The sequence below is a fragment of the Pseudonocardia sp. EC080619-01 genome, assembly GCF_001420995.1.
Classification (GTDB): domain Bacteria; phylum Actinomycetota; class Actinomycetes; order Mycobacteriales; family Pseudonocardiaceae; genus Pseudonocardia.
In genome coordinates, this window is the sequence record NZ_CP012184.1 from 5,468,571 (window position 1) to 5,486,095 (window position 17,525).

General features: G+C 75.0%; 15 protein-coding genes. 7 read left to right on the top strand and 8 right to left on the bottom strand.

The features are described 5' to 3' along the window. Positions 1-38 precede the first annotated feature (38 nt). From AD017_RS25615 to AD017_RS25650, 8 genes are all read right to left on the bottom strand, one after another. Positions 39-1,568 carry an MFS transporter gene (locus AD017_RS25615; protein ID WP_060575812.1) on the bottom strand — a complete coding sequence of 510 codons (1,530 nt, stop codon included), beginning with the start codon at positions 1,566-1,568 and terminating at the stop codon, positions 39-41. After that, positions 1,561-2,832: a 2-hydroxyacyl-CoA dehydratase family protein gene (locus AD017_RS25620; RefSeq protein ID WP_060575813.1), complete on the bottom strand. Its 1,272-nt coding sequence runs from the start codon at positions 2,830-2,832 to the stop codon at positions 1,561-1,563. Before AD017_RS25620 ends, AD017_RS25615 begins: the two co-directional genes overlap by 8 nt. Continuing rightward, complete coding sequence (locus AD017_RS25625; RefSeq protein WP_060575814.1) at positions 2,829-3,938, bottom strand: 2-hydroxyacyl-CoA dehydratase family protein; 1,110 nt, start codon at positions 3,936-3,938, stop codon at positions 2,829-2,831. The genes AD017_RS25620 and AD017_RS25625 overlap by 4 nt, the downstream gene beginning before the upstream one ends. A 35-nt stretch (positions 3,939-3,973) precedes the next feature. Beyond that, positions 3,974-5,212: a CaiB/BaiF CoA-transferase family protein gene (locus AD017_RS25630; protein ID WP_010232120.1), complete on the bottom strand. Its 1,239-nt coding sequence runs from the start codon at positions 5,210-5,212 to the stop codon at positions 3,974-3,976. Next, positions 5,209-6,363 carry a CapA family protein gene (locus AD017_RS25635; RefSeq protein ID WP_060575815.1) on the bottom strand — a complete coding sequence of 385 codons (1,155 nt, stop codon included), beginning with the start codon at positions 6,361-6,363 and terminating at the stop codon, positions 5,209-5,211. The genes AD017_RS25630 and AD017_RS25635 overlap by 4 nt, the downstream gene beginning before the upstream one ends. Further along, positions 6,360-7,136 (bottom strand): amino acid ABC transporter ATP-binding protein, encoded by a 777-nt coding sequence (locus AD017_RS25640; protein ID WP_060575816.1) that lies wholly within the window; start codon positions 7,134-7,136, stop codon positions 6,360-6,362. The genes AD017_RS25635 and AD017_RS25640 overlap by 4 nt, the downstream gene beginning before the upstream one ends. Then, positions 7,133-7,756 (bottom strand): amino acid ABC transporter permease, encoded by a 624-nt coding sequence (locus tag AD017_RS25645; protein ID WP_227012871.1) that lies wholly within the window; start codon positions 7,754-7,756, stop codon positions 7,133-7,135. The genes AD017_RS25640 and AD017_RS25645 overlap by 4 nt, the downstream gene beginning before the upstream one ends. Positions 7,757-8,050: 294 nt before the next feature. Then, positions 8,051-8,974, bottom strand: coding sequence for a transporter substrate-binding domain-containing protein (locus AD017_RS25650; RefSeq protein WP_060575817.1), 924 nt, complete (start codon positions 8,972-8,974; stop codon positions 8,051-8,053). A gap of 175 nt (positions 8,975-9,149) precedes the next feature. Here AD017_RS25650 and AD017_RS25655 point away from each other — a divergent pair, with 175 nt between their 5' ends. The 7 genes from AD017_RS25655 to AD017_RS25685 all read left to right on the top strand — a co-directional run bounded on the left by AD017_RS25655 (position 9,150) and on the right by AD017_RS25685 (position 17,516). Next, complete coding sequence (locus tag AD017_RS25655; protein WP_010232113.1) at positions 9,150-10,145, top strand: PaaX family transcriptional regulator C-terminal domain-containing protein; 996 nt, start codon at positions 9,150-9,152, stop codon at positions 10,143-10,145. Between the two features lie 123 nt (positions 10,146-10,268). Then, on the top strand, positions 10,269-11,723 hold the full coding sequence (locus AD017_RS25660; protein ID WP_060575818.1) for a benzaldehyde dehydrogenase: 1,455 nt from the start codon (positions 10,269-10,271) through the stop codon (positions 11,721-11,723). Positions 11,724-11,734: 11 nt separating this feature from the next. Then, positions 11,735-12,565, top strand: a complete 831-nt coding sequence (locus tag AD017_RS25665) for a p-hydroxycinnamoyl CoA hydratase/lyase (RefSeq protein WP_010232107.1) — start codon at positions 11,735-11,737, stop codon at positions 12,563-12,565. Positions 12,566-12,569: 4 nt separating this feature from the next. Next, positions 12,570-14,060 carry a long-chain fatty acid--CoA ligase gene (locus tag AD017_RS25670; RefSeq protein WP_060575819.1) on the top strand — a complete coding sequence of 497 codons (1,491 nt, stop codon included), beginning with the start codon at positions 12,570-12,572 and terminating at the stop codon, positions 14,058-14,060. Next, positions 14,057-14,545, top strand: coding sequence for a MarR family winged helix-turn-helix transcriptional regulator (locus AD017_RS25675; RefSeq protein ID WP_033200257.1), 489 nt, complete (start codon positions 14,057-14,059; stop codon positions 14,543-14,545). Before AD017_RS25670 ends, AD017_RS25675 begins: the two co-directional genes overlap by 4 nt. Next, entirely contained in the window at positions 14,542-15,411 is an 870-nt protein-coding gene (locus AD017_RS25680) for an amidohydrolase family protein (RefSeq protein WP_060575820.1), read from the top strand. Before AD017_RS25675 ends, AD017_RS25680 begins: the two co-directional genes overlap by 4 nt. A gap of 59 nt (positions 15,412-15,470) precedes the next feature. Beyond that, positions 15,471-17,516 carry an ATP-dependent Clp protease ATP-binding subunit gene (locus AD017_RS25685; RefSeq protein WP_060575821.1) on the top strand — a complete coding sequence of 682 codons (2,046 nt, stop codon included), beginning with the start codon at positions 15,471-15,473 and terminating at the stop codon, positions 17,514-17,516. The last annotated feature ends 9 nt before the right edge of the window (positions 17,517-17,525 follow it).

The window sequence follows — 17,525 nt, forward strand, 5'->3', positions numbered from 1 at the left end:
CGATGGTGCAGCGGTCGGGTCGGGCGTGGAGCGGTGGGTCAGGGGGCGGGCGCGCCCTCGTCGAGCGCGGTCTCGCGGATCAGCAGCACCGCGACGAGCGCGAGCACCGCGACCGGGAGGGTGGTGAGGAAGACGAGCTGGAGCCCGTGGGTGTAGGAGGCCCGCACGGCGTCGGCGAGCGGGCCGGGCAGCGCCGCGACCTGCGCGGGGGTGCCGAGCAGCCGCCGGACGCCGTCGTCGGTGGCGGGGAGCCCGGCCGCGCCCAGCGCGGCGGGCAGGTCGGCGCGCAGCCGGGCCGCGATGAGCGCGCCGAACACCGCGACCCCGACGGCGCCGCCGAGGGTGCGGGCGAAGGTCGCCGACGACCCGGCGACGCCGACGTCGCCGGGCCCGGCCGCGTTCTGCGCGGCGAGCACGAGCACCTGCTGGGTCAGTCCGGTCCCGGCGCCGAGCAGCGCCATCCCGGCGGCGACCTGCCAGGCCGGGGTGGCCGGGGTCAGCGGGGCGAGCACCGCCAGCCCGGCGACGAGCAGCGCGCAACCGGCCGCGGGAAACCTCTTCCAGCGCCCGGTCCGCACGATCAGCCGGCCCGCCACCGCCGAGGCGACGATCATGGTGCCGATCTGGGGGAGCATCAGCAGCCCCGCGGTCATGGCGTCGTGACCGTGCACCACCTGCAGGAACTGCGGCAGGTAGATGATCCCGCCGAACATCACCGTGCCGACGAGCAGGCCGGCGGCGCAGGCGATGGTGACGGTGCGGCTGCGGAACAGCCGCGGCGGCAGGATCGGGTCCGGTGCGCGGCGCTCGCGCAGCACGGCGAGCACCGTCGTCACCACGACGGCGACGGCGAGCACCACGGTGACCGGCGACGACCACGGCCACGCCACCCCGCCCGCCGAGAGCAGGACGACCAGCCCACCGGAGGCGAGCGCCAGCAGCGCGGCACCGAGGTGGTCCAGCGGGGCGTCGCGGGACCCGGGGCGGTGGTCGGGGGCGAGCCGCACGAGCAGCGCGGCGGCCAGCGTCACCGGGACGACGCCGAGGAAGCACCAGCGCCAGCCCGGCGCGCCCGGGCTCACCAGCAGCCCGCCGATCAGCGGCCCTGCCACCGACGCGGTGCCGAACGACAGCCCGAACCAGCCGGTCCAGCGGCCGCGCTCGCGGGCCGGGACGAGCACCGCGACGAGCGCGTTCGCGCAGGCCAGGATGCCGCCCGACGCCGCGCCCTGCAGGGCCCGGCCGGTGATCAGCCAGCCCATCGTGGGGGCGAGCCCGGCGACCAGGGACGCGACGACGAACAGCGCGATCGCCGCGAGCAGCATCGGCCGCGGGCCCCGGCGGTCGGCGAGCTTGCCCCACACCGGGGTCGCCGCCGTCATCGTGAGCAGTGCCGCGGCCGCCACCCACGCGACCCGGTCCTGCCCGCCGAGCTCACCGGCGATCGTCGGCAGCGCGATCCCGATGATCGTGTTGGTGAGGGAGCCGGTGAACAGCGCGACCAGCGCCCCGGCCAGCACCGCGGGCGTGGAGAGCCCGGTACGGGGCCGGGGCGGGGCCTCAGTCATCGGCCCGGGGCAGCACCTCGGCCTCGATCCAGCTCCCGACGGTGCGGTCCAGGTGGTCCGGGTCGGAGCGGCGGGCGTCGACGTTGTCGGCGTGCAGCTCCAGCACCGGGATCCCGGCGGCCCGCAGCGCGCGGCTGGTCGCCCAGCTGCCGCGGGCGTCGTCGGACACCAGGTGGACGACACCCTGCACGCCGTGCGTGCGGGCCTCCTTCACGTACCACTCGGCGGACCACGGCGGGGTGTAGAGCTGGTCGGAGAACGCCGCGAACCGCGCGGCGAGGGTGCGGAGCGGGTCGTCGCCGTAGCGGACGTAGCCGTCGGCGGCGATCGCCAGGTACATCGACCACACGAACACGGCGCCGTAGCGCTCCTGGAACCGCTGGTAGAACTCCAGGTCGAACCACAGGCCGCGGCCGACCCACATCAGCCGGGCCCGCTCGCCGTCGCACACGGCGGCGCCCGCGGACACCCGGCCGGCGACCTCGTCGTGCAGCCGGTGGGCGGCGTCGCGCGCCCACGTGGTCCCGCGGTGCCACTGCGGGATCATCACCGCGGGGATGGAGTCGGTGACGGCGACCGGGCACGGCCGGGCGGCCGCGACGAGGTCGCGGGTGCGCCGGTTCCACTCCTCCTGCTCGTTGGTCAGGGCCAGCACCTCGGCGAAGCGCTGCTCGGAGAACCGGCGGCCGGTCGTCTGCTCCAGGAACCGGATGAGGCCCTCCAGCTCGCCGACCATGAGGTCGAGCCGGTCGGAGCCCACCGCGTCCTCCCAGTGGTGCGGCATCAGCTCCCACCAGCGCTCCGGGACGGTGTCCGCGGCCGCGCTCTCCAGCGGGTAGAAGGTGACGCCGGGCTGCTCGCCCCACACGTCGAAGATCTTGCGGGACGCGTCGCCGGTGGTCTCGGCGAGCACGATCGACGGCATCGGCAGCCCGCCCCACGGGGCGCTCGCCGGGTCCGGGTCGAAGGCGCTGCCGAGCGCGGTGGAGCTGTACTGCTCGGTGTGGTCGGGGTAGCCGCGCTCGCGGAGCCGGGCGAGGTGGTCCTGGGTGCGGCGCTTGGCGGCGACGATCGAGGCCCACCACTGGTTGACGACGTAGGGGATGCCCATCGCGCGGAAGACCTCCTGCGGGGCGTCCGCGTTGACCAGGGCGAGCGGGGCGCCGGGAACGTGGTCGCGGTGCAGGTCGGCGAACCACTGCCGCTGGTACGCCGTCGCCGCGGCCGCGCTGGGCAGCCGTCCGGTGCGGGCCGGGGCGCTCATGCGGCCACCGCCGGGGCCCGCAGCGTGCGCACCGCCCGGTCGAGGGCGTCCGGATCGACGCGGCCGTAGGGCTGGTGTTCCAGCGACGCCGCCGGGACGCCCGCGGCGGCGCGTTGCGCGGCCCAGTCCCAGGGCGGGCCGTCGTCGTGGCGGCGGACGTACCCGAGCAGCCCGGCCGCGCCGCGGGCGTGGACCCGGGCCGCGGTGTGCGCGGCCTGCTCCGCGATCGACGCCCGCGGCGCCGCGGGCCCGTTGAACTGGTACCGCTCGGCCAGCGCGAGCTCCAGGCCCGCGGGGTCGCCGGGGTCGCCGACGTCGGTCGCGGCGAGGAGGTCGCCGCGGTCGTGGTCCTCCCCGACGACGAGCAGCCCGGCCGCCTCCACCGCGGCGTACACGTCGGGGGAGTCGTGCGAGGAGCCGGTGAGGTGCACCGGGTGCCCGGGCCGCGGGCCCCGGTCCGGCAGCTCCGCGACCAGTGCGGTCAGCAGCTCCGCGGCCCGGTCCGGCAGGAGCGCGGTCGCGGCGTCGACGACGCCGAGGAACTCGGTCCCGGTGAGCCCGCGCTGCGCCCGCAGGTCGCCGGTGGCCCGCAGCAGGCCGCGGACCCGGTCGTGCGCGGCGACGGCGGCGGCGAGCGCGTCGTCACCGGCCGGGCGCCCGGACCGCCCGGCCAGCCAGGTGCGCAGACCGCGGACCTTCGCCAGCACGTAGCGGGTGGTCGTGCGGTGCGGGAGGTGCAGGACGTCCACGAGGTGGACCGGCGGCAGCGCCACCGACGGCTCCACCCGGGCGAGCTCGCGCAGCACGTAGAACAGCCGCAGCGACGCCTCGCAGTCCCGCGAGACGACGAGCACGTCGAGCTGCCCGTACGCCCCGGCGAGCAGCCGGGTCAGCACCGAGCAGGCGACCGGGTCCAGTCCGCCGCCGAGGAGCCGGCGGCCGGGCGAGGCGTCCTCGTGCGGCGAGCCGGACAGCCGCAGCGGGTGGTACCCGGCCGCCGTCAGCAGCTCCACCGGGACGTCGGCGCCGACGTAGCCGGCGACCGGCCGGTCCGGCGTGCGGCCGGGCAGGGCAGGGTCGAGCAGCGCAGCCAGTGCTGCGGACATGGTGGTCCCCCGGGACGGTGTGTGGGTCGGCAGGATCAGATGACGGCGTCGGCGGTGAGCGCCGCGATCTCGTCGGCGTCGTAGCCGAGCAGCTCGCGGTAGACGCGGTCGTTGTGCTCGCCGAGCGCGGGTGCGGGCCCGTCGAGCCCGACGTCGGAGCCGGAGAAGACGATCGGCACGCCGGTCGCGGACAGGTCGGCGGTCGCGCCGTGCCGCGGGTGGGCGAGCGGGACGACCTCGCGCCGGTCGCGCACCAGCGGGTCGCGCACCGCCTCCCGCGGGTCGCGGACCTCGGCGGCGGGCACCCCCTCGGCGGTGAGCCGGTCGATGACCTCGGCCCGGGGCAGCCCGCGGCACCAGGCGCCGATCAGCGCGTGCAGCTCGTCCGCGCGCTCGACCCGCTGGTCGCGGGTGCGGTAGCGGTCGTCGTCGACGAGGTCGTCGCGGCCCATCGCGCGCAGCACCCCGCGGGCGAACGCGTCGGTGGGCGCGCACAGCGCGATGTGCCCGTCGGCGGCCTCCAGGATCCCGAACGGCGCCAGCCGCGGCACCATCGCGCCGGTGCGCTGCTCCAGGCCGACGGCGTCGTAGGCGTCGAACGGCTCGCAGGCCACCAGTGAGGTCAGCGCCCCGAGCATGGAGACGTCGACGTGCTGGCCCTCGCCGGTGGTCTCGGACTGCAGCAGCGCCGACACCGTCCCGACGACCGCGTACAGCGGCGCCAGCAGGTCCCCGACCGGCAGGCCGAAGCGGACCGGATCACCGCCCGGTTCCCCGGCCGTCATCATCACCCCGGACAGCGCCTGGATGATCGCGTCCATCGCCTTGCCGGAGCCGGGCCCGCCCTGCGCGCCGAACCCGCTGATGGAGGTGTAGACGAGCTTCGGGTTGATCTCCCGCACGGCGGCGTAGTCGATGCCGAGCCGCGTGGTGACGCCCGGCGAGTAGTTCTCGACGAGCACGTCGGCGCCGCGGACCAGGTCGGTGAACACGGTCTTCGACCGCGGGTCCTTCAGGTTGAGCGTGACGCTGAGCTTGCCCCGGCCGCGGAGCAGCATGGAGACGGACATGTCGTCGTCGTGCGTGCGGCCCAGCGCCAGGCCGTCCCGGCCGAGGTACGGGGAGTTGTTGCGGGAGGTGTCCCCGCCGGTGGCGGGGTTCTCCACCTTGATCACGGTGGCGCCGAGACCGGCGAGCAGCAGGGTCGCGTAGGGCCCGGCGAGCGCGGTGGTCAGGTCGATGACGGTGCGGCCGGCGAGCGGCTGGTGGGTCATGCGATCTCCTCGAACGTGCCCGCCCCGGCGACGAGCCAGTCGTCGCCGCGGCGGACCAGCCTGCCGCCCAGCCGGGCGCGGGTGGTGATGTCGCGGACGTAGCCGACGACCGGTGAGTCGGGTCCCTGCGGGACGGGGCGGCCGGCGTCGTCGATGCGGCAGGGGACGACGCCCGCCTCGACGAGGCCGCCGGACCCGTCGAACCGGCAGGTGGCGACGACGGTGTCCCGGCTCTCGGGATGGAACGGGTAGAAGGGCATGTCCGGGTCGGGGGCGAAGCCGTAGAGCTCCTTCCGCTTCGCCGCCCACGCGTCGCGCTCGGCGCTGTCCCCGCCGGACGCCGGGGTCAGGGCGTGGGTGACGGTGACGAAGTTGCCGAGCCCGTGGAAGATCGGCTTCCCGCGCCAGACCTCGATGCCGCGCAGGATGTGCGCGTGGTGGCCGAACACGGCGTCGGCGCCGGCGTCGACGGCGGCCCGGGCCACCGGCGACTCGTACATCGCCACCGCGGCGGGGGTGTGCCCGACGCCCTTGTGCAGGCCGACCAGCACGACGTCGACCTCGGCGCGCAGCCGCGCGACGTCGTCGGCCATCGCCTCCAGCGAGCCCGGGTCGGCGAAGGTGTAGATCCGCGGCGGCCCGCCGGGGCTCGCGTGGTCGAGCTCGTAGTGGGTGAGCACGTGGACGTAGGCACAGCCCGCCTTGCGGGAGGTCGCCCAGGACTCCCGCGGCCCGACGCAGTTGTAGGACAGCACGCCGATCCGCAGCCCGCCCCGCTCGACGACGGCCGCGGCGCGCGCCTCGGCGAGGTCGGCCCCGGCCCCGGCGGTGAGCAGGCCCGCCTTCCGGGCGTGCGCGACCGTGTCGGTCACGCCCTCCTCGCCCGCGTCGAAGACGTGGTTGCCCGCGAGGGTGACGACGTCGAACCCGGCGGCGGTCAGCGCGCCGAGCGCGGCCGGGTCCGCCGGTGGGGCGGGGACGTCGGTGGAGACCTGCACCGTGGTCGTCGAGTGCGGGACCTCGACGTGGCCGACGGTCACGTCCGCGGCGCGCAGCAGCGCCGCCGACGGCGCCAGGAACGACGCCGGGTCGGGCTCGTCGAGGATGAGGTCCGGGACCGATGCGACGGTGATGCCCGTCGGTGCCGTCATGCGGGGACCTCCCGGGTGTGTCGGGACAGGAACGTGCGCAGCCGCTCGCTCGACGGGTTCCCGAAGATCTGCGACGGCGGCCCGGTCTCGACGATGCGGCCAGCCTCCATGAACACCACGCGGTCGGCGACCTCGCGGGCGAAGGCCATCTCATGGGTGACGACGACCATCGTCAGGCCGTCGGCGGCGAGGCCGCGCAGGACGCCGAGGACCTCCTCGACGAGCTCCGGGTCGAGCGCCGAGGTGGGCTCGTCGAACAGCAGGATCCGGGGCCGAGTGGCGAGCGCGCGGGCGATCGCGACGCGCTGCTGCTGGCCGCCGGAGAGCTGGCGCGGGTAGTGGTGCAGGCGGTCGCCGAGCCCGACCCGCTCCAGCAGCGTCATGGCGTCGCGCTCGGCGTCGGCGGCGCTGCGGCCGTGCACCCGCCGCGGTGCCTCCGTGACGTTGCGCAGCGCGCTGAAGTGCGGGAACAGGTTGAACTGCTGGAACACCATGCCGATCCGGCGGCGTTGGGCGGCGGTCCCCCTCGGGGTGAGCGGGCGCAGCGCGCCGCGGTGCTCGGAGTAGCCGAGCAGCTCGCCGTCGAGGTACATGCCGCCGCCGTCGATCGACTCGAGCTGGTGGACGCAGCGCACCAGGGTCGACTTGCCGGAGCCGGACGGCCCGATCACGACGACGACCTCGCCCTCGGCCACGTCGAGGTCGACCGCGTCGAGCGCGGTGTGGTCGCCGAAGCGCTTGGTCGTGCCGCGCAGGGACAGGACGGGGTTCACGAGGCACCTCCGGAGGGGGTCGTCCGGACGTGACCGCGGGCGAAGCGGCGCTCCAGCCTGCGCTGCCCGATCGTCAGCAGCGTGACGACCGTCAGGTACCAGAGGCACGCCACGATCAGCATCGGGACGATCTCGTAGGTCTGGTTGTAGATCACCTGCACGGAGTGCAGGAGGTCGTTCATCGCGATCACCGAGACGAGTGCGGTGCCCTTCACGACCGTGATGAACTGGCTGCCGGACGGCGGGATGATCACCCGCATGGCCTGCGGCAGGATGATCCGGAAGAAGGTCTGCGCCGGGGTGAAGCCCATCGCCGAGGCGGCCTCGCGCTGGCCGTGGTCCACGCCGAGGATCCCGGCGCGGATGATCTCGGCCATGTACGCGGACTGGACCAGCGACAGGCCGATGACGCCCGCGGTCAGCGGGGTGATCAGGTCGTTCGCGTCCCAGCTCAGCAGCGTCGGGCCGAACGGGACGCCGATCGAGATCCGCGGCAGCAGGTAGGCCAGGTTGAACCAGAAGATGAGCTGGACCAGCGGCGGGATGCCGCGGAAGACGCCGACGTAGACGGTCGCGGCCCACCGGGTCGGCCCGAAGTCGGACAGCTGCGCGGCGGCCAGCGCGCCCCCCCAGCACGGAGCCGATCAGCATGGCGAGGACGGCGAGCAGCATCGTGGTGCCCAGACCGCGCAGGACCGAGGGATCGAACAGGTGCTCGGCCACCACGTCCCACTGGAACCGCTCGTTGCCGACGCCGAACGCGACGAGCTGGACGGCGATCAGCGCCAGCACGGCCGAGGCGATGATCCGGCCCGGCCGGAGCCGGGGACGCGCGGTGGCGACGTCGTGCGGCCCGCCCGGTGCGGCCCCGGCGGTGGTCCCGGTGGCAGGCGTGCCGGTCGTCCCGGCGGCGGTCACGGTGCGGTCCCCGCGTTGTACTCGGGGGCGGGCACGGTCACGTCGTCCAGGCCCCACTTCTGCATGATCCGGCGGTAGCTGCCGTCCCGGAACAGCTCCTCGAAGGCGCCCTGCATCGCCGGCCCGAGCTCGCTGGACTTGGCCACGTAGAGCGCGAGCTTGTCGGCGGTCGCGCCCTGCTCCTCGGTCTGCGTGACGTAGGTGTAGGCGCCCTGCTGCTGGCTGGTCACGTCGATCGCCGCGGCCTGGGTCATGCCCGCGGCCTCGGCCCGGCCGGACTGGGCGGCGAGCAGGGTGGCGTTGGTGTCGGCCAGCCCGACGGACTCCACGGCGCCGCGCCCGGTCCGCTCGCAGTAGCCGGAGAGCCGGCGCAGCTGTTCCTCGACGACGCTGGCCGAGACGACCGCGACGCGCCGCCCGCAGAGGTCCTCGGTCGCGGCGATCGGGGTCGGGGGGTCCGCCGGGACGACGTAGGACGTCCGGGTGGTCATCCAGGTGACGGTGTCGAACTGGCGCTCGCGCTCGGCGGTGACCTTCACCGGTCCGTTGAACGCGTCGTAGCGGCCGGCGAGCATGCCCTGCAGCGCCGCGGGCAGGCTGTCGACCACACTGGTCTCGATCCGGACGCCGAGCACCCGGCTCAGCTCGTCCTGGATGTCGGCGTCGATGCCGGTGATCTCGCCGCCGCCGCCGCCGCCGACGGTGCGGTAGGGCGGGTGCGAGTCCCCGGCGAACCGGATCACTCCCGACTCCTTGACCGAGTCCGGCAGCGTGGCGTGCAGTGCGGTGTTCGCGCCGGGCTGCGGGGGCGTCCGGGTGGGTTCCCCGACGGTCGCTCCACAGCCGGTGGCCAGCGCGGCCGACGCGGCCACGACCGCGAGGGCCCAGCGACCTGGGCGCGAGTGGCGGATGAGGCGCATGGCGAGGTTCTCCCTGCGTTGGGTCGAGCCATGTGGTCGTCGGGGCCGGGATGGTGCACCGGACCATTGCCGACGATGATGGCGACGAGCGTCGCATGAGATGTCGCCTAATACAACACCCCGCTTCCGCTGTGCGGAAGTCCGATCGGCGACACGTACGCTCCCGGACGGAGGGATGCCGATGTCGGACGACGGGCGGGCCAGGGCCGAGCCGCAGCTGCTGCTGACCTCGCTGCTCGGTGACTACTGGTACTGGCGGGACGAGCACATCCCGTCCGCGGCGCTGGTGCGGCTGCTCGCCGAGTTCGGCATCGGGCAGGAGAACGCGCGTGCCGCGATGCGCCGGCTCGCCGCGAAGGACCTGCTGACGGTGTCCCGGCACGGCCGGACGACCGCCTACGGCATCCCGCCCCGGACCAGCGACGTGATCGTCGACCGCACGCACCGGATGCTCACCTTCGGAGCGTCCGCCCCCGAGTGGGACGGGTGCTGGACGGTCGTCGCGTTCTCGGTGCCGGAGCAGGAGCGCGAGGTCCGCACCGCGTTGCGGTCCCGGCTGCGAGTGCTCGGCCTGGCCGCCCTCTACGACGGGCTCTGGGTCTCGCCGCGCGATCTCGCCGGGCCCGCCCGCGACCTCGTCGCGGAGCTGGGCGTCGCGCGGGCCACGGTGCTGCGCGCGACCGAGGTGCCCGGCGGGCCGTCCGGCGGCGGGCCCGCGGCGGCGTTCGACCTCGACGGGCTGGCCGCGGACTACCGCGGATTCGTGCGGACCTACGAGCCGCTCCGCGAGGACCTGGCTGCCGGGCGGATCGGGCCGGCCGATGCCCTGCGGATCCGCACCGAGCTGCGGGTGGCGTGGCGGGCCTTCCCGGAGCGGGACCCCGACCTCCCCGCCGAGATGCTGCCGCCGGGGTGGCTGCGCACCGACGCCCAGCGGCTGTTCCTGGAGGTCTACGACCGGCTCGGACCGCTGGCCGAGCACCGGTTCCGGCAGCTGCTCGCCGAGTCCGACCCGGATCTCGCCGAGCTCGCCTCGCACCACGACAGCACGCGGATCTCCCGGCTGCACGACGAGCTCGGCGACCGGGGCTCGCGCGGGGACACGCCGTTCGAGCAGGCCGTCCGGGCGCGCAGGCTGGACGAGGTGCGGCGCGGCCGCCCCTCGGTCTGAACGACAGGAATCCTTCCGCTCTACGGGTGACGCGGGCCACTCAGTCTTGCGCTCACGCATCTCATCGCCGCACTCTCGGCTCATCTTCATCAGGAAACCTGATAATCGACCAAGGAGGTTCGGGTGGCTTTCCTCGATCCCGCGACGTGGCAGGACCGGGTGTTCACCGGTGCCTGGACACCCGGTGGCGACGGCGTCCGCGAGGTCCGCGAGCCGGCCACCGGTGCCGTCCTCGGCTCGGTCGGCGCGGCCGGCCCCGCCGACGTCGACGCCGCCGTCGAGCGGGCCGTGGCGGCGCAGAAGGAGTGGGCGGCGACCCCGCACACCGAGCGCGCCGCCGTCCTGCTGCGGGCCGCGACCCTGTTCGCCGAGCACGCGGGCGAGATCTCCGACTGGCTGGTCCGCGAGTCCGGGTCGGTCCGGCTCAAGGCCGGCATCGAGATCGACGGCTCGGCGGGCGAGTGCACGCAGGCCGCCGCGCTGGCGTCGGCCCCGTACGGCGAGCTGCTCCCGGCCGCGGGCCGGGTGAGCCTGGAGCGCAGGGTGCCGGCTGGCGTCGTCGCGGTGGTGTCGCCGTTCAACTTCCCGCTGCTGCTGTCGATGCGGTCGGTCGCCCCGGCGCTCGTGCTGGGCAACGCGGTCGTCGTGAAGCCGGACCCGCGCACCGCGGTGTGCGGCGGCGTCGTCATCGCGCGCGTCCTCGAGGCCGCCGGGCTCCCGGCCGGGGTGCTGCAGGTGCTGCCCGGCGGCGCCGGCGCCGGCGCCGCGCTCGTCGAGCACCCGCGGGTGCCGGTCCTGTCCTTCACCGGGTCCACCCGGGCCGGGCGCGCGATCGGCGCGAAGGCCGGGGAGCTGCTCAAGCGCGCCCACCTCGAGCTCGGCGGGAACAGCGCGCTCGTCCTGTGTGCGGACGCCGACCTGGAGGCCGCCGCCTCCTGCGGGGCGTTCGGCAGCTTCCTGCACCAGGGGCAGATCTGCATGGCCACCGGCAGGCACCTGGTGCACCGCTCGCTCTACGACCGCTACGTGGAGCTCCTCGGGAAGAAGGCCGAGCAGCTGCCGGTCGGTGACCCGTTCACCGGCGAGGTCGCGCTCGGCCCGATCATCGACGACGGCCAGCTCGCGAAGGTCGCCGATCTCGTCGAGCGCAGCGTCGCCGCCGGCGCCCGGCTCGTGCAGGGCGGGACCGCCGACGGCCCCTTCTTCCGGCCCACGGTGCTCGCCGACTGCCATCCGGGCGTCCCCGCCTACGCCGAGGAGGTGTTCGGCCCGGTCGCCTGCGTGCGTCCGTTCGACACCCTCGACGAGGCCGCCGAGACGGCGTCCGACACCGAGTACGGGCTGTCCCTCGGCGTCATCACCGCCGACCCCGCGGCCGGGCTCGCACTGGCCGACCGGATCCCGACCGGCCTGGTGCACGTCAACGACCAGACCGTCAACGACGACCCGTCCGCCCCGTTCGGCGGTGTCGGAGCCTCCGGCGTCGGCCGGGTCGGCGGCGCCCGCGCCAACGTCGAGGCCTTCACCGAGACCCAGTGGGTCACCGTCCGCGCGGAGTCCGCGCGCTACCCCTTCTGAGAGGAACGACCATGACCGAACCCTGGGGCAACACCGTCCTCGTCGAGTTCGACGAGGGGATCGCCTGGGTCTCGCTGAACCGCCCGGACAAGCGGAACGCGATGAGCCCGACCCTGAACGACGAGATGGTCGCGACCCTCGACGCCCTCGAGGGCGACCCGCGCTGCAGGGTCCTCGTGCTCACCGGCTCCGGCGACGCGTTCTCCGCCGGGATGGACCTCAAGGAGTACTTCCGCGAGGTCGACGAGTCCGGTGACCCCGGCCTGCAGATCCGGGTCCGCCGCGCCTCGGCCGAGTGGCAGTGGAAGCGCCTCTCGAACTGGTCCAAGCCGACGGTCGCGATGGTCAACGGCTGGTGCTTCGGCGGGGCCTTCACCCCGCTCGTGGCCTGTGACCTGGCGATCTCCGACGAGGAGGCGCAGTACGGCCTGTCGGAGATCAACTGGGGGATCCCGCCGGGCGGCGTGGTGTCCCGCGCGCTCGCGGCCACCGTGAGCCAGCGCGACGCGCTGTACTTCATCATGACCGGCGAGCCGTTCGACGGGCGCCGGGCCGCCGGGATGCGGCTGGTCAACGAGGCGGTCCCGGCCGGGCGGCTGCGCGAGCGGACCCGCGAGCTGGCGCTCAAGCTGGCGTCGATGAACCCGGTCGTCATGCGGGCGGCGAAGGTGGGCTACAAGCTCGCCCAGGAGATGCCGTGGGAGCAGGCCGAGGACTACCTCTACGCCAAGCTCGAGCAGTCCCAGTTCCTCGACGCCGAGCGCGGCCGGCAGCAGGGCCTGAGCCAGTTCCTCGACGACAAGTCCTACCGCCCGGGCCTGTCGGCGTACGCGAGCGAGTAGCCCGGTGCGCGACGACGGACTGGGGTCGTGGCCCGCGCGCCGCGCCCGGATGACGCCGGGCCGGACGGCGCTGGTGCACGGCGACCGCCACGACACCTACGCCGACCTGGCCCGGCGGACCGCGGCGCTCGCCGCCGGGCTGCGCGGGCTCGGGGTGCGGCGCGGCGACCGGGTCGGCTACCTCGGCCCGAACCACCCGGCGTACCTGGAGACACTGTTCGCGACCGCGTCGCTCGGGGCGGTGTTCGTGCCGGTCAACGCCCGGCTGGCGGCCCCCGAGCTGGCGTTCGTGCTCGACGACGCCGGGGTGTCGGTGCTGGTGCACACCCCGGCGGCCGGGGCGCTGGTCGACGCCGCCGCGGCCCGGACGCTGCGCGAGCGGCTGGTCGTCGGCGGCTCCTACGACGCGCTGGCCGGCGCCGCGGCGGAGCCGGTCGACGAGCCGGTCGGGCCGGACGACCCGTGCCTGATCATGTACACCTCCGGCTCGACCGGCCGGCCGAAGGGTGCGGTGCTCTCGCACGGCAACCTGACCTGGAACTGCGTGAACGTCCTGGTCGAGTCGGACCTCTCCGGCGACGAGGTGGCGCTCGTCGCGGCACCGCTGTTCCACACCGCGGCGCTCGGCATGACGTGCCTGCCCACCCTGCTCAAGGGCGGGACGTGCGTGCTGATGGAGGCGTTCGACCCGACCGCCGCGCTGGAGCTCGTCGCCCGGCACCGGGTGACGCTGCTGTTCGGCGTCCCCGCCATGTACGACGCGCTCGCCGCCCGCCCCGAGTGGGCGGACACCGACCTGTCGAGCGTCCGGACCCTGCTCTGCGGCGGGTCCCCGGTGCCGGCCGCGACCGCGCGCCGGTGGCTGGAACGGGGCCTCGCGTTCGTGCAGGGCTACGGGATGACCGAGACCGCGCCCGGCGTGCTCGTGCTCGACCCGGCGTCGGCGCGGACCAAGGCGGGCACCGCCGGGGTGCCGTCGTTCTTCACCGACGTCCGGATCGCCGGCCCGTCCGGCGAGCCGGTGGCACCGGGGGAGCGGGGCGAGATCCTGGTGCGCGGGCCGAACGTGATGCTCGGCTACTGGAACCGGCCCGACGCCACCGACGAGGCGCTGGCCGGGGGCTGGATGCACTCCGGTGACGTCGCCACCGCCGACGCCGACGGCTACGTCACCGTCGTCGACCGGATCAAGGACATGATCATCTCGGGTGGGGAGAACGTCTACCCCGCGGAGATCGAGTCCGCGCTCTACGAGCATCCGTCCGTCGAGCTGTGCGCGGTCGTCGGCACGCCGGACGCGCGGTGGGGCGAGGTTCCCCGGGCGGTCGTCGTCCTGCGGGCCGGGGCGGCGGCGGACGCCGACGGCATCCGGGCGCACCTGCGCGACCGGCTCGCCGGGTACAAGGTGCCCCGGCACGTGGACTTCGCCGACGACCTGCCGCGCACCGGGTCCGGGAAGGTCCTCAAGGCCGCCCTGCGGGAGCGGTACGGATGACGGCGACGACGCCCGCCGCGCCGGTGCGGGAGGATCCTGCGGTGCCGGACCGACCGCTCACCCTGTACCTCGTCAAGCGCCTGGAACTGGCGATCCGGGCCCGGATGGACGAGGCGCTGCGCCCGCACGGGCTCACCACCCTGCAGTTCACGGCGCTCACCGCCCTGCGCGAACGGGACGGGCTGTCGTCCGCGCAGCTCGCCCGGCGCTCCTTCGTCACCCCGCAGACGATGAACGAGATGGTGCGCTGGCTGGAGAAGCACGGCCACGTCGTCCGCCGCCGGGACCCGGACAACCGCCGTGTCCTGCTGCTCACCCTGACCACCACCGGCCGTGACCTGCTGGAACGCTGCGACCCGCTGGTCGGGGCGATCGAGGAGGAGATGCTCGGCGCGGTGCCCGACGTCCAGCACCCGCTGTTCCGGCAGAGCCTGGAGCTCGGCTACACCGCACTGACCGACCCCGGGGAGGGGACACCGCCGTGACGCTCGACCTCGACCGGCTCGTCGCGATCGACGTGCACACCCACGTCGAGCAGGACGGCCACGGCTGCCTGTCGCTCGACCAGGAACTGATGGACGCCTCGGCCGGGTACTTCCGCGCCGGCCAGGACCGCACCCCGACCGTCGCGACGATCGCCGCCCACTACCGGGAACGGTCCATGGCGGCCGTGGTCTTCACCGTCGACGCGGCCACGGCGACCGGGCACCCGGCGCTGTCGAGCGAGGAGATCCTCGACGCCGCGGCGGAGCACCCGGACGTGCTGATCCCGTTCGGCTCGGTCGACCCGCACGGCGGTGCCGCGTCGGTGGCCCGGATCCGCCGGCTGGCCGAGCGCGGCGCCCGCGGCTTCAAGTTCCACCCGTCGCTGCAGGAGTTTGAGCCGGACGACCGTGCCCACTACCCGCTGTACGAGGCCGTCGCCGAGGCCGGGGTCCCCGCCCTGTTCCACACCGGCCAGACCGGGATCGGCGCGGGCCTGCCGGGCGGGCGCGGCATCAAGCTGCGCTACTCGAACCCGATGCTGCTCGACGACGTCGCGGCCGACCACCCGGACCTGACGATCGTGATGGCGCACCCGTCGGTGCCCTGGCAGGACGAGGCGATCGCGATCGCCACGCACAAGGCGAACGCCTACATCGACCTGTCCGGCTGGCGGCCGAAGTACTTCCCTCCGCAGCTCGTGCGGGCCGCGGGCAGCTACCTGCGGGACAAGGTGCTGTTCGGGTCGGACTTCCCGGTGGTGACGCCGGACCGGTGGCTGGAGGACTTCGCGGGCCTGGACCTGCGCGACGAGGTGCGCCCGCTGATCCTCAAGGAGAACGCGGCCCGCGTGCTCGGCCTGCGCTGACGGTGCACCATCTCCGTGGAGGGGCGGACGTACCGCACGGCCGCCCGGAGGAGGCCGCCATGCCCCAGGACCCGTTCCGCGATGCGCTCGGCCCGCTCGAACCGCTGCTCGGCCGGCTGTTCGAGACCCTGGGCGACCTCGACGGCACCTCCGGCCAGGACACCGACCCCGACCGTCGCCCACCCGGGAGCCGGGGGACCCGCGGGCTCGACCGGTTCGGCCGCGACCTCACCGCGGACGCCGCCGCCGGGCGCCTGGACCCCGTCGTCGGGCGCGCCGCCGAGATCGACGCCGCGCTGGAGGTGCTGGGCCGCCGGGCGAAGAACAACCCGGTGCTGGTCGGCGAACCGGGCGTCGGGAAGACCGCGATCGCCGAGGGGATCGCCGCCCGGGTCGCGGCGGGCGAGGTCCCCGCGGTCCTGCGCGGCGTGCGGGTGGTCGCGCTCGACCTCGCCGGGATGGTGGCGGGCACGAAGTACCGCGGCGAGTTCGAGGAGCGGCTCACCGCGGTGATCGACGAGGTGGTCGCCGCGGACGGGCGGATCGTGGTGTTCGTCGACGAGCTGCACCTGGTCGTCGGAGCGGGCGGCGCCGCCGACGGGGGCGCGATGGACGCCGCGTCGATCCTCAAGCCCGTGCTCGCCCGCGGCGCGCTCCGGATGATCGGCGCGACCACCACCGAGGACTACCGCCGCCACATCGAACGGGACGCGGCGCTGGAGCGGCGCTTCGAACCGGTCCCGGTGCCCGAGCCGACCGAGCCGGAGACCGTCGCGATCCTGCACGGGCTGCGCGCCCGGTACGAGAGCCACCACGGCGTCCGGCTGACCGACGGCGCGCTCGACGCCGCGGTCGCGCTGTCCGCCCGCTACCTCCCGGACCGGTTCCTGCCGGACAAGGCGATCGACCTCCTCGACCGGGCCGCCGCCCGGGCCGGGATGCGCACCGCGGGCGGCGACGCCGCGGCCGGTGCCGCCGCGCGGCAGGCGGAGGAGCTGGGCCGGGCCCGGGAGGTGGCGGTCGACTCCGAGGACTTCGAGCGGGCCGCGATGCTCACCCGGGAGCTGGAACGGCTGCGTGCCGCGTCCCCGTCCGGCGGGCGCCCGGAGATCACCGCCGACGATGTCGCCGAGATCGTCTCCCGGCGCACCGGCATCCCGGTCGCCCGGCTCGGCACCGACGAGCGCGACCGGCTGCTCGCGCTGGAGGACCACCTGCACGCCCGCGTCGTCGGGCAGGACGACGCCGTGGAGGCCGTCGCCGACGCCGTCCGTGCCGGCCGGGCCGGGCTCGGCCACCCGGACCGGCCCGTCGGGTCGTTCCTGTTCCTCGGGCCCAGCGGGGTCGGGAAGACCGAGCTGGCCCGGGCGCTCGCCGACGCGCTCTTCGACTCGCCCGACCGGATCGTGCGCCTCGACATGAGCGAGTACACCGACCGCGCGTCGGTGTCCCGGCTGATCGGCGCACCGCCCGGCTACGTCGGGCACGACGACGGCGGCCGCCTCACCGAGGCCGTCCGCCGCACCCCGTACTGCGTCCTGCTGCTCGACGAGATCGAGAAGGCACACGTCGAGGTCACCTCGGCGCTGCTCGGTGTGCTCGACGCCGGCCGGCTGACCGACGCCCGCGGCCGCACGGTCGACTTCCGGCACACCATCGTGATCATGACGAGCAACCTGGGCTCGGAGCAGCTGCTCGCCGCCGCCACGGCCGGGACCCCGCTCGACGACGTCCGCGAGCCGCTGCTGGCGCTCGCCCGCGGTCACTTCCGGCCCGAGTTCCTCAACCGGATCGACGAGATCGTGCTGTTCGCCCCGCTCACCCCGGCGCAGCTGCACCGGATCGTGGAGATGATGCTGGCCGAGACGGGGGAGCGGCTGCGCGCCCAGGGCGTCACCCTCGACGCGGACGACGCCGCGATCGACCTCCTCGCCCGCCGCGGGCACCGGCCCGAGCACGGCGCGCGGCCGCTGCGCCGCACCATCGGCCGCGAGGTGGAGCGACGGCTGTCCCGGCTGCTGCTGTCCGGGGACCTGCGGCCCGGCGGGACCGTCCGGCTCACCGCCGACGGCGACGAGCTGGACGTCGCGGTGACGCCCGGGTGAGGTGGGCGC

Coding starts and splice junctions, on each gene's coding strand:
- AD017_RS25615 (WP_060575812.1), bottom strand. CDS start 1,568: ATGACTGAGGCCCCGCCCCGGCCCCGTACCGGGCTCTCCACGCCCGCG.
- AD017_RS25620 (WP_060575813.1), bottom strand. CDS start 2,832: ATGAGCGCCCCGGCCCGCACCGGACGGCTGCCCAGCGCGGCCGCGGCG.
- AD017_RS25625 (WP_060575814.1), bottom strand. CDS start 3,938: ATGTCCGCAGCACTGGCTGCGCTGCTCGACCCTGCCCTGCCCGGCCGC.
- AD017_RS25630 (WP_010232120.1), bottom strand. CDS start 5,212: ATGACCCACCAGCCGCTCGCCGGCCGCACCGTCATCGACCTGACCACC.
- AD017_RS25635 (WP_060575815.1), bottom strand. CDS start 6,363: ATGACGGCACCGACGGGCATCACCGTCGCATCGGTCCCGGACCTCATC.
- AD017_RS25650 (WP_060575817.1), bottom strand. CDS start 8,974: ATGCGCCTCATCCGCCACTCGCGCCCAGGTCGCTGGGCCCTCGCGGTC.
- AD017_RS25655 (WP_010232113.1), top strand. CDS start 9,150: ATGCCGATGTCGGACGACGGGCGGGCCAGGGCCGAGCCGCAGCTGCTG.
- AD017_RS25665 (WP_010232107.1), top strand. CDS start 11,735: ATGACCGAACCCTGGGGCAACACCGTCCTCGTCGAGTTCGACGAGGGG.
- AD017_RS25675 (WP_033200257.1), top strand. CDS start 14,057: ATGACGGCGACGACGCCCGCCGCGCCGGTGCGGGAGGATCCTGCGGTG.
- AD017_RS25685 (WP_060575821.1), top strand. CDS start 15,471: ATGCCCCAGGACCCGTTCCGCGATGCGCTCGGCCCGCTCGAACCGCTG.